This window comes from Stenotrophomonas sp. GD03680 (assembly GCF_029844625.1).
In the GTDB taxonomy this organism is placed as follows: domain Bacteria; phylum Pseudomonadota; class Gammaproteobacteria; order Xanthomonadales; family Xanthomonadaceae; genus Stenotrophomonas; species Stenotrophomonas maltophilia_P.
The window spans coordinates 18,470-33,410 of sequence record NZ_JAOCKC010000020.1; the positions used below are offsets into that span (position 1 = coordinate 18,470).

The following is a 14,941-nucleotide window of genomic DNA, read 5'->3' on the forward strand; positions in this document are numbered from 1 at the left end:
GGCCCGGACAGCCGAGCGTGGGCCCTGCCCCGCATCCCTTCTCCATTGCCCACGCAGATGTCACACCGTTGCGCTAGTCTGTAGCCAGGTCGCAACAGGAGTTCCCGCATGCATCGCGCCCGCCAGCATGCCACCACCCAGACCCGTGAGCGTCGTCACCGCCTCGCCCACGAAGCCGCCCGCCTGATGGCCGAAGGCGGCATCCGCGACTTCCACCAGGCCAAACTGAAGGCGGCCAGCCGGCTCGGCATCCATGACGATGCCTCGTTGCCCCGCAATGTCGAGATCGAGGATGCGCTGCGCGAGTACCAGCGCCTGTTCGCTGGCCCCCAGCACGGCAACGAGCTGCAGCGCCGTCGGGAAGCTGCGCTGCGCGCACTGGAATTCCTGCATGCCTTCGCCCCGCGCCTGGTCGGCCCGGTGCTGGACGGCACCGCCGATGCCAACAGCCCCGTGCAGGTGCATCTGCACAGCGACGACCCCGAAGCCGTGCATCGCTTCCTGGACGAACAGGGCATTCCGGCCGAGTCGCGCGTGCGCCGGCTGCGCCTGGACCGCGAGCGCAGCCTGGACGTGCCGGTCTGGGTGTTCAGTGCGGAGGAACTGACGTTCGACCTGGCCGTGCTGCCGTATGACGCCCTGCGCCAGGCACCGCTGTCACCGGTCGACGAGAAGCCGATGCGGCGCGCCTCGCAGGCCCAGCTGCGCGAACTGCTCAGCCAGGAGCAGATCGAAAGCTATCTCGGCAGCATCTGAGCCCCACAACGCAGACGCCCCACGCGGCGGACCGCGTGGGGCGTCGTCATGCATCAGGGCGACCGGACCGCGTCGCCCTGCCGGTTACCAGCCCACGCCGAAGCCCACGCCCACGGTGCGCTCACCGCTGTTGGTGAAGGCACCATTGAGGCTGAAGGTGGCCGAGCCGCGCTCGTTGAGCACGCGCTGGTAACCCACCGCCAGCGCCGACTCGCCTTCGGCATGGCCTACACCCGCGCCGAGGCGGTTGTAGGTCTGCAGGCCGGCGGTGTTCATCGCCATCGCCGCCTGCGCACTGCCCATTGCCGCCATGCGGTTCAGGCGCTTGTCCATCCGGTCCAGCCGGCGGTCCACGCTGGCCATCGCCTGGTCGGTGTAGGCCTGCGCCTGGTTCACCGCCTGATCCACGGCACGCGAGTCCACCTGCGGCAACGGATCGTCGGCTTCCGGCTTCGGCTTCGGCGTGTCGGTGGAGGCCACCGACGGCGCATCCTTGACCGGCGGAGCCGGGGTCTGGCTGTCCGCCGGCGACTCGCCAGCGACGTCGTCCACCGCTGCCTGGCGGCTCGCCGTCGCCGACCCGTCGATCTGCGACTGCAGTCCGTCGATGCGGCCGTTGAGCTGCTGCTGCACGGCGTGCAGCTGACCACCATTGACCGCATCGCGGCTGCCCGGCGCGATCATGCCGTTGGCCACGTTGCCCAGCACCCTGCCGTGTTCCCCGGCCAGCCGCAGCTGGCCGGTACCGTCATTGCGGGCGCCGCCATCGTCGAACAGGCGTTCGAAACGCGCATCGATGCTGGCCAGATCCCGGCGCGTGTCGACCACCGCACCGTCGAGCGACTTCAGCGCATCACCGACCGTGGCCTGCCGCTGGCCCTGCACATGGAACTCCGGCGCGACGATGTTGCCGTCGGCATCCATGCGCATGTCGCCGCCGAAGGCCGCGAAGGCGCTGCGGAGCTGAGAGACGGTGGTGAGGTCATTGGGGTTGATGCCTTTAGCCGCGTTGGTTACGCGGCGCTTGAGAGTGTCATTACCGATTGAAACTTGGTTTGAGCCATCCGCAATGGAGCCATAGCCAAGCGCCACTGCGTTCGACGACCCATGAAGTACCTGCGCGCCTCCGCCCAAAGCTACGCCCCTATGCTCATAAACCTGCGAGGTCGCGCCCAGTGCAAAGCCGTCATCCGCGTTGATATCAACATGTGCTGCTCTACCAAGTGCCACAGAGTTCTTGGATCGAGCAGCCGCAAAACTGCCGACAGCAGTAGCACCTTCAGCAAGCGCCTTGGTATCACTGCCAACTGCAACGGCAAGAAGCCCGACTTCAGCTGCAGAGCTGAGGTCATCGTAGCCAACTGCCAAATAGCGCTGTGCCTCTTTCAGCCTCGCCATCTGCTCATTGGTTGCGAACAACTGCCCGCCCGTGACCACCTCCCGGCTGCCGGCATGGCTGATATCACCCTCGCCGACGTTGACGAGGCGCGCGCCACCGAAATCGACGGCGGAACGGTCGGCGCCGAAGCGCACGGCACTGGCATCCGCCATCGCCCGGGCCTGATCCAGCGTATCCAGGCGCGCGTCCATCGCATCCAGTCCGCCACGATTGCTGTCCACGCCTGCATCCAGCGCAGCCAGTGCATCGCCTACGGTGCCGTGTACAGCGCCCTGCACACCATAGGAAGGAGCAATCACGCTGCCGTCCACGGCAAAGCCCGCGCCGCCGCCGAGAGCGTTCACCACGCCGGAGAGCTGCTCGACAGTGGTTACGTCATAGGCGTGAACACCATTCATCGCATTAGTAACTCGCCTCCTGAGACCTTGGCCACCTAGCGATACCACACCCGCCTCAGTAGCGACAGATCCGTAGCCTAGCGCAACACTGTTGGTTGCTCCCTCCCAAATTTGGGTAGAGCCACCGATCGCCAACCCGTTCTCGGCACTGACACGTGAGCGTGCACCCAGTGCGAATCCGTCATCGGCACCCGCCAAGACCTGAGCCGCACGTCCCAGCGCAACTGAATTGGTTGCCTGCGCATCAGCGAAGCTGCCAATTGCGGTAGATCCGGAGCCGAGAGCCTTTGTATCACTGCCCATCGAGGTAGCCAGATGGCCGGCGCGCGCCGCGAGGCTCTCTCCATCGGCACCAACGACTGCATACTTCTGCGCCTCCTCCAGCACCGACACCCGCTCATGGGTCACGAACAGCTGCCCGCCCGTGACCGCCTCGCGGCTGCCTGCCGCAATCTCGCCATCAGCCAGAGCGACCAGACGCGCATCCTTCAGGTCCACGGTGCCGTCCTCGCCGAACTGCACGACGCTGCCCAGGTCAGGCGTGTAGTTGCCGAAGTCCACGCGCAACGCGTCCAGGTCGTCCCGGGCGGATGCGATCTGCGCGCCCTGCTCGGCCACCTTCGTATCGGTGGCGAACAGCTGTGCGCCATTGACTGCCTCGCGGCTGTCGGCACTGAGTTGCCCGTCGCCTACGGCGAGCAGGCGCCCACCCTCCAGGTCGACATTGCCGCCTGCGTCGAAACGCACCACATCGGACAGGTCCGGATCGAAGCCCTCGAAGTCCTCGCGCAGGCGGTCGATGTCCGTACGGTTGCGGGCGATCTGCGCGTTGCTGTCGAACAGCTGGCGGCCGCTGACTGCATCGTCGCTGGTGGCCGACAGTTGACCGGCGGCAACGCCCTGCACACGACGCGCCTGGTTGCCCTGGTTGCGCACATCCAGCACGCCGCCGCTGTTGGCGGCTCCCAGTCGTACGTCGCCGGTGGACGAGGTCTGGCTGAGCAGGCCACCGAGCACGTTGGCCTTGCCCTGTGCATCGTTGGCGGTGGACTGGGCGGCGTTGGCCACGCTGTGCGCCGTATTGGCCAGGGTGGTGGCCGTGGTCACGTTCTGGTTGGTGGTGTTGAGCTGGCGACCACTCACCGCGTCGGTACTGGCTGCACTCAGCACACCATCGGCAACACCACTGATGCGACGGTTGGCATTGCCCTGGTTGCGGACGTCGAGGAGGGTGCCGCTGTTCTGCGCGCCCAACCGCAGGTCGCCGCCGGCTGCTACCTGCCCGACCAGGCCACTGAGCGTGGCGGCGGTGGCGGTGACCTGCGTGACGTTCTGGTTGGTGGCATGCAGCTGCCGGCCACTGACCGCATCGGCACTGGTGCTGCTGAGTCCCGCGTCGGCCACGCCCGTGACGCGACGGTTGGCGCTGGACTGGTTGCGCATGTCCACCGCGCCACCTGTATTGCTGGCACCGACGCGGACGTCGCTGTTGCCGGCACTCTGGCTGAGCAGGCCCCCCAGCGCGTTGGCCTTGGTCTGCGCATCGTTGGCGATGCTGTGCGCGGTGTTGGCCAGCGCATTCACCGTGGCGAGGTTCTGGTTGGTGGCATGCAGCTGCTTGCCGGTCACCGCCTCGGCGCTGGTGGTGCTCAGCGTTCCGTCAGCCACATTGACGATGTTCCGCTTCACCGTGGCACTGCCCACCGAGACCTGGTTGGCGCCGGTCGCCACCGAGCCCGCGCCCAGGGCGACGCTGTTGCCCGCCTGCGCATTGACCTTGGCGTTGGTGCCCAGTGCGATGGCGCCGCTGGAGGTGGCATCCACGGCGGCACGATTGCCCAGCGCCACCGAGGAGTCAGCCGCGGCGCCCGCCAGGGTGCCCGCGCCCACCGCGTTGGCGCCGGCCGCGCTGGCCTGGTAACCGAAGGCATTGCTGTGGGAGCCCTCCGCTTTCGCCGAATGGCCCACCGCCACGGCATTGCCGCCGGCCGACGCCCCTTGGCCGACGGCGGTGGTGGTGCTGGCCAGGGCCGTCAGCGCGCGTGTGGCATCGGCCTGGGCCGCAGTAGCTGCCTGGGTGACTGCGGTGACATTCTGGTTGGTGGCATGCAGCTGCTTGCCTGTCACGGCTTCGGCACTGCTGGTGCTCAGCGTGCCATCGGCCACATTGACGATGCGGCGCTTGAGCGTGGCATTACCGACTGAGACCTGGTTGCTGCCGGAGGTGGTGGAGGAACTGCCCAACGCCACCGAACCGGTGTGGTTGGCCAGCGCGCGGTCGCCAAAGGCGGCACTGCTCTCGGCCGTCGCTTCGGACAGATTGCCGACGGATGTAGCGAAGCGGGCGCTTGCCACACTGCCGCGGCCCAGCGCCGTGGCCTGGTTGGCGGTGGCCGCCGCCTGATAGCCCAGTGCGGTGGCATGGATCACGTCGGCCTTGGCGTCGTTGCCGATGGCCACGGCACGGTCGCCGGTGGCCGAGGCACGCAGGCCCGATGCCACGCCGCCATTGCCGCTGCGCGAGCCGGTGCCGAGCGCCACGCCGCCGTTGGACGCGGCAACGCGCTCACCGGCCGCATTGACGCCGCTGCGGGCATTGTTGCCCAGTGCAAGACCGTCATTGTTGTAGGCCAACGCCGCATTGCCGATGGCCACGCCGTTGTCGCCCCCCTCGGTCCGCGCGCGATTGCCCAGCGCGACTGCACTGCTGCCGTCCGCCGATGCCAGGGTGCCCATCGCCACGGCGTTGCTGCCGGCACTGGACGCCTGGAAACCCAGGGCGTTGCTGTAGCCACCGGCCGCGTCGGCAGCATTGCCGATGGCGGTGCTGTTGGTGCCCGTTGCAGTGGCGCCGGTACCGATCGCGATACGGCTCCCATCCAGCCTGGCCAAGGCCTGCCCGGCTTTCGTCGCAGCCTGGTCTGCGGCCGTCTTCGCCGCGTTCGCCGTGCCCGTTGCGCTGGCGATGCTCTGGTTGGTGGCGTGCAGCTGCTTGCCGGTCACCACCTCGCTGCTGGTGGTGCTCAGGGTGCCATCGGCCACATTGACGATGCGGCGCTTCAGGGTGTCATTGCCCACCGAGACCTGGTTGCTGGCACTGGTGACCGAGCCGGCGCCCAGGGCCACTGCATTGCTCTGCCCGGCATTGGCGTTGGCACCCAGCGCCACGGCCTTGCCATGGCCGTCGGTCACGGCGTTCTGGCCGATGGCGATGCCCGCATCGTAGCCGCCGGAGCGCGCACCGCTGCCGATCACGATGGCGTGGTGTGCGTTGCCATTGGCGAGCTTGCTGCCGTCGCCGATGACGATGGAACCCTGTGCCTGTGCCTGTGCGTTGTTGCCCAGCGCAACCGATCTGGATCCCGACGCCTGTGCCCCCGGCCCCATCGCCGTGGCATCGCTGCCCTCGGCCCGGGCATTGCGCCCGACCGCGACCGCACTGTTGCCAGGCGCCCCAACGTAACTGTTGAGGCCGATCGCGACGGCCCCGACTCCCAGCGCTGTGGCGCTTTTGCCGATCGCAGTCCCCCCTTCGCCGATTCCCGTGCCCGCATTGATGCCGATGGCCACGCCACCGGCAAGTCCCTGGGCATTGTTGCCGATACCGATGCCGTCGAACGCCGTGACCGAACCCACGCCGATGGCCACGCCCTTGGTGCTGTTGACCGTGGAACCTCCACCGATCAGCACGTTCTGGTAGCTGGTAGTGCCGACACTGCGCGACGTGGCAGGCGAGCCGATGAACGCGCTCATCAACGCGTCCCACTCTGTCGGTGCTGCGTCAGCCTCCGCCGCAATGGCGTCGGGCACGATCAACGGATCCGATGCAACCTCGGTCGCGAACGCGGGAGCGGCCAGCATCACGCACAGGGCGGCGACAAGCGGGCGTGCCGCCGAAGCCGGCTTGCCGCGCGAACGGGTGTGCTCGCTGGCAACCGCCCAGCAACGCAGTCGGGTATTCCAGATCAAACGGTAGATGCGATTCATCGATGTCTCGGTGGTTGGGAAACGGGAACCTGGGGGCGCAAGGCCAGTCATGGGCGGTCAGGGCTGCAGCGTCTGCCGGTGCTCGCGGAAGCCGGCATGGCTGAGCCGGTAGTCGATCTCCACGCGCCCACCGGCGCGGGGCACGAACGGCAGCGTCATCGCCGCGCCGGGGTAAAGGCTGCGTTTGATCTCGTGCGTGGTGCAGCGGCCGTCCGCGTCGCAGTCCTGCACCTGGTTGACGCCGAGCCGCAGCGTGCCGCGGTTCAACAGGCGATCACCGTCCAGGGCCATCTCGACGCGCCCCTCGGCGGGCAGCACATTGACCAGCACGCCCCAGACCAGGCTGACGCCGAGGGTGGCGCTGGCGCCCTGCACCGGTACCTCCGGCGTGCTGTCATCGGGACCGCGTACGCCTTCGAAGTAGACGCGGAACGCGGTTTCCTGCTCGACCGGCTGCAGCGGAATGATCCGTATCAGGCGCGTGCCGCCCCCTGCCAGACCGAAGCGTCCTGGCGTGACCGCCATGACGGCGGCGGTGCCGACGGCCTCATCGACTTCTTCCTCGTGGTCACTGGCCGGGTGCAGGATGCGTTTCACCGTGGCCTGCACGTACTGCGGCTGCGGTGATTGCGAATGCACGCGCACGGTCGTGGTCTTGCCGGCTTCGGCATGCACGCGCATCGGATGGACGTTGAGATTGGCCAGCACCGGTGCCGCTGGCAGAAGGGCCAGCAGCAGCGCGCCGGCCAGGGGAATCTTGCTCATGGGATCGGGTTCCAGGGGAAGGTCAGAGGCGGTCGGTCGGCAGGCGCATTTCGAGCTTGAGGCGGCCGTCGTAGTAGCCCTCGCGTTTCTCGGACGCCGGCACACGGGGGGTTTCCAGGGTCAGCGGCGTAGGCACGCAGTACACCCACTGGTTCATGTCGGGCAGCATCACCAGCCGCAGCTCGGCGGTATCGATGCCGCGCAGCAGCACTTCCTCGTTGTTGTGCAGGGCGATCTTCTGGCCGCTGTGGTCCAGGCTGAGCTGGTAGTCCAGGCGGTCCTGCGCCTCGCGCCCACCGTCGCGGTGCCAGACCGAGTACTGCGATGGCGGACGGCCCGGCGCGGCGGGGCCCATGTCACGCGCGGTGATGGCCAGATACTCGCTCTGCGAGCCCATACCGTCGTACAGGCACATGTCCAGCACGGCGGTGCCACCGATCGTGCCGGGCGAGGGAATCGGCCGGTAGTCCAGCTGCAGGCCCACCAGCGGCTCGGCCATGCCGAACTCGGGCAGGTAGATCATGGTGCGGTCGCGATCGGTGATGGTCAGATCGAACCGGAACACATGGGTGGCGATGATCGGGCCGTCAGGATCGACGCGCAGGTTGAGGCGGAGTTCTGCAGTCCAGCGGCCGGCAACGAGGTTCCCGACGTCTTCACTCTGAATGATGAGCCGCGCAGCTGTACCACCTGGAGGTATCTGGCAATCGCGAGTCGTGGAACTCCAGAGCGGATATCTGTTCTTATCCCAGAAATCATCGCTGCAAGTGCGCTGCCACTCGGCCCGCTCTATCCACCCTACAACGTCGATTCCGATGTCCTGACCGCTTCTCAGTTCGCGAAACTGAAGTGGGAAGGATGCGTGGGACATAGGCCCCTCCTGCGTATCACGCGTCGGACAACGCCCATACGCAGGGTCTTCATCACACGTCAGATGGATCCTCCCGTACCCCAGCTCCACCTCCCCATACCCGAGCACCGTCCGCGGCGCCCACAGCTCCAGCGCTTCGGGCGCGGAGCGGTCGAAGGTGCGGACGATGTCGGTGGTGATCACGCCGGTGGCCGGCGTCGTTGCCGGTGGGCGCTGTGCCAGCGCCTGTGCACTGCCAAGCAGGCAGGCCGCGGCCAGCAGCAGCCTCCATGCGGTCCTCATCGCGCACCTCCACTCATCACGTTGCGTTCGTTGCGCCCCGCCACCGGGGCCAGTTCGTTCAACAGGCGCTGTACCCGCGCCTGGTGGCGGATCGGTGCCGGCAACTGCTCCAGCGCCAGCGGTTCGCACTGCACCTGGCCGACCAGCAGCACCACGCTGCGGCGCTCACGCACGGTGAGCGGGCACTGCAGCAGGTCGCCTGCACGCAGCAGGTAGAGCACCGGCTCGCGCTGCGGGAACTCGGCGATGAAGCCGCCGTCGCGGCCCAGCGAGGGCACCGGCGCGTTGAGGATGCGGGCGCCTTCCAGCGGGGTACCGGCGATGTCGCGTGCGTTGCCGATGAAGGTGTAGGTCACGTCCAGCGTGATCGGAAGCGCGATCACCTTTCCCGGCAGCAGGAAGGCGTGCTGCGCCGCGCCCAGGCGGGCGACACGCACTGCGGCGTCGCTGTCGTGCGCACTGGCGTCCTGCACGTCCACGCGGTGGCGCTGGTAGCCGCCCAGCGGCAGCAGCCGGCGCTCGCCGAAGCCGAGGATGCGGCGCCGGTTGCTGCCGGCGCGGATGTCGGCAGCCGCGCCACTCAGCTCCAGATCGCGCGCATCGTCCACGCTGACCACTACCCCGGCATCGGCGCCATGGGCGCCGCCCCAGTGCAGCCCGCGTGCGGACAGCGACAGCCCCGACGTGTGGTTGCCGCTGTAGGCCAGTTCACCCCCACCGTGGTGCTGGTAGTACGACACCGATGCACCGCTCTGCCCGAAGCGGTTGTCGATACGGGCGCTGGCCAGCGCGCTGTAGCGGTCGTCGTTGTACGCGCTCAGCTCGACGCCCAGATCGCGCGCGTCGCCGTCGCGCTCCTGCCGCAACGAATGCGACAGGCCCAGGCGGGCATCCGGGCGGCTGTGCTGGGGCTGGCGCATGTCCAGCGCCACGCGCTGCTGCACGCTGCCGTCGTCGATCCGCTGCAGCCGCGAGACTGCAATGTTCAGGTAGAGGCCGCGATCACGGGCAGGCCCGCGCCCGCTGCCGGTATCGGTGTCCTGCTGCCACACCCCCAGCCGGCTGCCGATGCTCAGTCCACGCCACTGCCGGGTACGGCTGTAACTGGCCTGCAGGCTGCGCGAGGTCTGCGCAGGACGCAGCGCCGGCACATGCGGCGGCTGCAGGCCCGGCGGCAGGCCCGTCCAGGCATCGTCGTCTTCGCCGGGCAGGCTCCACTCCGGGGTGAAGCTGCGCCGGCGCGTGTATCCCAGGTACAGGCTGCCGCCGAACAGGGGCGCCGATACCGAGGCACTGAGCGCATCGACACAACCGAAACGGTCATGCAGCACCGGCGTGCTGCTCTGGCACGCACCGCCGCGCAGGCGTTGCCGATAGACATTCCAGGACGCGTAGTGGCGATAGCTCAGCTGCTGCTGCAGGCCGTGGCTGCCGTCGCCTCCGTTCAGCACGCCGACCATCGCCTGCAGGTCATGCCGCCCGAACTGCTGGCGTCCCTCCAGGCGCAGTTCGCCGTAACCGGTATCGGCGACGCGGGCGATACCCGCTGTCATGCCGTAGTTGCGCGCAAGGGGGATGCGCAACCCCGCCTGTACCGCCGTGTCGGACGCATCGCCGATGTCACTTGCACGTGTCGCATGCGCACGACGCCGCCCGCCCTGCACGAACCACTGCAGGCTGCGCTCGGACCAGTCGCCGCCCCGGCTGAAGGGCGCCTCCTCGCTGCGCACGAAGCGACCATCCTCATAGATGCGCAGGGTGACGGTGTAGCTGCCGAGCGGAAACCGGCGCGTATCGAGATCGTTGACACCGGCCTGCAGGTAGAAGGTCTGCAGCAGGCGATCACCGTCGAAGGCGTCCACGCGTGCATCGCGGCCGAGCAGCACGGTCAACGGGGTGGAGGTGACGTTCGCGTCGGTATCGACGTAGGCCTGCGTGGTACCCACGCGCAGCCCTTCGAAGCGATCCAGCGGCAGCATGCCGAACCCGAAGGTGCCGCCCTGCTGGCTGGACAGATTGCGCCGGTCCATGCGGCCCAGCTGCACGTAGTGGCGCTGGGCAAGATCGTGGCGATAGTAGAGATCGTCCAGCTGGAAGCGGTCATGCGCGCGATAACCCTGCCGCGCCTGGCGGCTGTAGTTCCAGCTGCTGGCGACATGGCCATCGCGCAGCACGCCAAGCACCGTGCTGCCCTGCACGCTCAACGCCTGATAGCCATCGCCCCCGCTGAAATTCACGGTCTGCTGCTGCAGCAGCGCGTTCTGTGCCTGCTCGGACACCTGGTGGAACGGCGAGCGCTGCGCGCTCTGCTGTGGCAGCCACCGGCGTGCCGGAAACAACATCAGCACGCCATCGCTTTCATCGAAGATGGCGTGCACCTGCGCAGGATCGTCCGGACTGTCGATCCAGCCGCAGCCGGGATCCGGTTGGCCGTAGGGACAGGCCAGATGACTGTTGCGCGGCAGCGGTGCAGCCAGTGCCGCCTGCAGCGCGTCGCGCGCATCGGCGCTGAGACCCAGGGCTTCCAGTACCTGCGCGGGCTGGTCCAGCTGCACCGTATCCAGCGTGACCCAGGCGGACCACAGGCCGGCCGACTGCCCGAACAGGCGTACCTCGACACGCTCGGTCTGGCCGCTGGCGAGGTCTTCGAAACCGGCCGGTACCGGCCGTGCGTGGACAGTCGGCAGGGCCGGAATGGCCAACGTCAGGGCGAGCGCGACCGCCAGCCGGCTGTGGGCAGGTGCAGGTATCAACATGGGGAGACAACCGATGGCCGGCCGGCCCGCGCACGGGCCGGCGCGGTGGGGATTACGGCGCGGCGGTGTTCTGCGACACGACCAGCGCAACGGTGCCGCTGTACAGGCCCGCGAAGTTGATCTCGCCGGACACGGTCTGCTGCACGCGCAGCGGCATGGCGATCGACGCACCCGGAATCGCGCTGTCGAACAGGTCGTCTGCAGCGAAGTCGATCGGGGTGGTCTCCAGGGCGCGGCCGTTGAGGCTGACCGTCAGCGGCACGTTGATGGCACCCGGTGCGGCCAGGTCGGGACGCAGCACGGCGTCGGCCGCCAGGCGCACGCTGACGTCCTTCTCGGTGTCATTGGTGAAGATGCGCACATCTTCGGTCCACGACGACAGGCCGGCACCGCCGGCGCGGTAGACCAGCTGCACCGCGTCCGGCAGCGCGGTGCCGTCGGCCTTGAGCAGGGACAGGGTCGGATCGACGTTCGCCCACACGGTGATGTTGGTTTCCACGGCGGCCTGCGCGGTCAGCGAGGCGCCGGCGAGCGCCACGGCCAGGGCGGCCTTCTTGAACATGTGCGACATGGTTTCTCTCTCTGATGGATTGGGTTGCCTCCTGGATGGAAGCACTGCCGGCACGGACCTGCCCTGCCAGCAGCGCGGTCAAGGTATTGATCGGCTCCTGCGGTGTACATGCAACGTTTCTTGATTGCCGATTACGCGTACTTCTGCGACATCACACACGCATCGCGCGTGCCGTGACCAGCAGAATGCGACGCTTTCGGCATTGCTCCGACCAGGGCACGACCACGGCATGGGAAAAAAAAACGCCCCCTTGCGGGGGCGTTCTTCCACGTTGCGATTGCGGGGCGATCAGCCCTGGTAGTCGCGCACGTCGCTGCCGGTGTAGACCTGGCGCGGACGGCCGATCTTCATTTCCGGATCGACCTGCTGTTCCAGCCAATGCGACACCCAGCCGGAGGTACGGCCCAGGGCGAACATGACGGTGAACATCTCGGTCGGAATCTGCAGCGCCTTGTAGATGATGCCGCTGTAGAAATCGACGTTCGGGTACAGCTTGCGGGCGACGAAGTAGTCATCCTGCAGCGCGGCCTGCTCCAGCTTCACGGCCACGTCCAGCAGCGGGTCCTGCACGCCCAGCTGCTTGAGCACCTTGCTGGTCATCTCGCCGATGACCTTGGCGCGCGGATCGAAGTTCTTGTAGACGCGGTGGCCGAAGCCCATCAGGCGGAAGCCGGAGGTCTTGTCCTTGGCCTTGAGCACGGCCGATTCCACGTTGTCGGCCGAACCGATTTCTTCCAGCATCTTCAGCACGGCTTCGTTGGCACCGCCATGGGCCGGACCCCACAGCGCGGTGACGCCTGCGGCAACCGACGCATACGGATTGGCACCGGTCGAGCCGACCAGGCGCACCGTCGAGGTGGACGCGTTCTGCTCGTGGTCGGCGTGCAGGATGAACAGCAGGTCCAGCGCCTTGACCACGTCCGGATTCAGTTCGTACTGGCCGTCGGCCGACTCGAAGGTCTGCTTCAGGAAGCGGCTGACGTAATCCAGCGAGGTGTCGGGCGTGTTGGCCGGCAGGCCCTTGCCGTGACGGTAGATCAGCGCCGAGAGGGTCGGCACCTTGGCGATCAGGCGCACAGCGGCCTGACGGCGCTGTTCGGCGTCGGACAGGTCCAGCGCGTCGTGGTAGACGGCCGACAGCTGCGCGATCGCGGCAGCCAGGATGGCCATCGGATGGGCATCCTTGGCGAAGCTGCCGATCAGGGTGTTGATCGAATCGGGGACGTTGGCCTCGGCAGCCAGCTCATCGGTGAAGGCCTTCAGCTGCTCGGCGCTCGGACGCTCGCCGTTGATCAGCAGGTAGGCCACTTCGACGTAGCTCGACTTTTCCGACAGCTGTTCGATCGGGTAGCCGCGGTACAGCAGCACGCCCTTGTCGCCGTCGATGTAGGTGATGGCGGACTTGCAGCTGGCCGTCGCGGTGAAGCCGGAATCGTAGGTGAAGAACCCCGTTTCCTTGGTCAGCTTCGCGATGTCGACGCAGTCGTTGCCAAGGGTGGGTTTGATGACGGGCAGAACGACCGACGTGTCGCCGGCGTTGAGCGTGACCTGATCAAGATCGGACACTGTGTGCGCTCCTTCATGGGAAGGCGCCTGCCCAAGCGCATTGGTCAGGCACGTGAATGACGTCCACGACCTGTGTCGTGGATCACGCCATTATCGCACAGCAGCATTTGCCCGGTGCTAGACGGAAGTCGTAGACGGCAGGCGGCCGGAACCCGGCCAGCGAGTGGCCCGGATCGGCAAAAGCGTTGTCACGCGAACGCAGTGTTCTGTCCATCCAAACGCCTGTTGGGCAGGCGTCGGGGAAAAACAAACGGCCGCGCAGAGCGCGGCCGTCGGTTCGGAGCTGGATCGACAGATCAGCGCGCGTAGCGCTTCTGGAACTTGTCGATGCGGCCCGAGGTGTCGATGACCTTGTGCTTGCCCGTGTAGAACGGATGCGAAGCCGAGGAAATTTCAACCTTGACCAGCGGGTATTCGTTGCCGTCTTCCCACTGGATGGTTTCCTTCGTCGCCATGGTGGAGCGGGTCAGGATCTTGAAATCGGAGGTGACGTCATGGAAGACGACGTCGCGGTAGTTCGGATGGATATCGGCCTTCATGGGCTCACACCGTAAATGGGCTGGTGGTCAAGAGCGGCATTATAAGCACCGGCCGCCCCTTGGAGCAACCGGTGGCGTGGATCCGCGCTCAGTCCGCGCCAAGTGCCTGCCGCACAAGGCTTTCGAAGCGGGCCTGGTCGTAGGCCATCAGCAGGTCGCAGTTGTCCGGCTGGCCGGTCTGGCGGTTCCAGTCGACGAGGGTCGCGCCGCGACTGAACGTGCCGTTCAGTTCCACGTTCAGCGGCCGCGATTCCACCCGCAGCTGCCCTTCCGGGTTCAGCGCCCAGGCCATGGCCAGGGCATCGGCGGTGTACCAGCGTCCGCCCTTGCTGTCTTCGGACAGGCCACGGGTCTTGCGCGAGATCAGCTCATAGAAGCGGGCGCGCTCCGAATCGGCCTGCAGCCACGTCTCGGCCTCCTGCAGCGGCAGGCCGTGGGCGACGGTGGCTTCCCAGTCCGACACCAGCAGGTGCTTGAATGCGGTGAACACCACGTGCGCCGCTTCCGGATCGAAGGCGATGTTGAACTCCGCCGCCGGCGTGATGTTGCCGTGGCAGGTGACCGCGCCGCCCATCACCACGATGCGCTTGATGCGCTGAGGCAGGGTCGGGTCCAGCTTCAGCGCCAGCGCCAGGTTGGTCAGCGGGCCGAGCATCACCAGCATCAGTTCGCCGGCATGCTTGTGCGACAGGCGCAGGATCGCCAGCGCGGCATGCTCGGCTTCGGCCTGTCGGCCCGGCGGCGGCAGATCGACATCGCCGTAGCCATCACGGCCGTGCACATGCGCGGCATCGACGGAGGGATGCAGCAGCGGATCGGGGCTGCCGGCAAACACCGGCACGTCGGGACGGCCGACGATGTCGCAGAGCTTGAGGGCGTTACGGACGGTGTACTGCAGGCCGACATTGCCGGCGGCGATGGTCAGGGCGACCACGTCATGCCGTTCATCGGCAAAGGCCATCAGCAGGGCCAGGGCGTCGTCCACACCGGGATCGGTGTCGATCAACAGGGGGATCTTGTGGGTCATCGTTGCCGTCTTCAGATCGGCAAC

Annotated in this window: 9 protein-coding genes; 1 reads left to right on the top strand and 8 read right to left on the bottom strand. The window is 67.3% G+C overall.

Going from position 1 to position 14,941, the window contains the following annotated elements; genetic code table 11:
• Positions 1 to 108: 108 nt before the first annotated feature.
• Positions 109 to 756: a hypothetical protein gene (locus N5J29_RS15845; protein ID WP_065175739.1), complete on the top strand. Its 648-nt coding sequence runs from the start codon at positions 109 to 111 to the stop codon at positions 754 to 756.
• An 84-nt stretch (positions 757 to 840) separates the two neighbouring features.
• On the opposite strand, the gene N5J29_RS15850 is transcribed toward N5J29_RS15845, so the two are convergent.
• The 8 genes from N5J29_RS15850 to N5J29_RS15885 all read right to left on the bottom strand — a co-directional run bounded on the left by N5J29_RS15850 (position 841) and on the right by N5J29_RS15885 (position 14,917).
• Positions 841 to 6,540, bottom strand: a complete 5,700-nt coding sequence (locus N5J29_RS15850; RefSeq protein WP_164150904.1) for an ESPR-type extended signal peptide-containing protein — start codon at positions 6,538 to 6,540, stop codon at positions 841 to 843.
• A 57-nt stretch (positions 6,541 to 6,597) separates the two neighbouring features.
• Complete coding sequence (locus N5J29_RS15855; protein WP_111186776.1) at positions 6,598 to 7,305, bottom strand: pilus assembly protein; 708 nt, start codon at positions 7,303 to 7,305, stop codon at positions 6,598 to 6,600.
• Positions 7,306 to 7,327: 22 nt separating this feature from the next.
• Entirely contained in the window at positions 7,328 to 8,458 is a 1,131-nt protein-coding gene (locus N5J29_RS19275; RefSeq protein WP_164150902.1) for a CfaE/CblD family pilus tip adhesin, read from the bottom strand.
• Entirely contained in the window at positions 8,455 to 11,214 is a 2,760-nt protein-coding gene (locus tag N5J29_RS15865) for a TcfC E-set like domain-containing protein (RefSeq protein WP_164150900.1), read from the bottom strand. Before N5J29_RS15865 ends, N5J29_RS19275 begins: the two co-directional genes overlap by 4 nt.
• A gap of 52 nt (positions 11,215 to 11,266) precedes the next feature.
• Positions 11,267 to 11,785 (bottom strand): CS1 type fimbrial major subunit, encoded by a 519-nt coding sequence (locus N5J29_RS15870; protein ID WP_053520042.1) that lies wholly within the window; start codon positions 11,783 to 11,785, stop codon positions 11,267 to 11,269.
• Positions 11,786 to 12,073: 288 nt separating this feature from the next.
• Positions 12,074 to 13,351, bottom strand: coding sequence for a citrate synthase (locus tag N5J29_RS15875; RefSeq protein ID WP_164150898.1), 1,278 nt, complete (start codon positions 13,349 to 13,351; stop codon positions 12,074 to 12,076).
• 296 nt (positions 13,352 to 13,647) lie between these two features.
• Positions 13,648 to 13,890: a type B 50S ribosomal protein L31 gene (locus tag N5J29_RS15880; RefSeq protein ID WP_005410871.1), complete on the bottom strand. Its 243-nt coding sequence runs from the start codon at positions 13,888 to 13,890 to the stop codon at positions 13,648 to 13,650.
• An 88-nt stretch (positions 13,891 to 13,978) separates the two neighbouring features.
• Positions 13,979 to 14,917 (bottom strand): nucleoside hydrolase, encoded by a 939-nt coding sequence (locus tag N5J29_RS15885; protein ID WP_053520044.1) that lies wholly within the window; start codon positions 14,915 to 14,917, stop codon positions 13,979 to 13,981.
• Between the last annotated feature and the right edge of the window lie 24 nt (positions 14,918 to 14,941).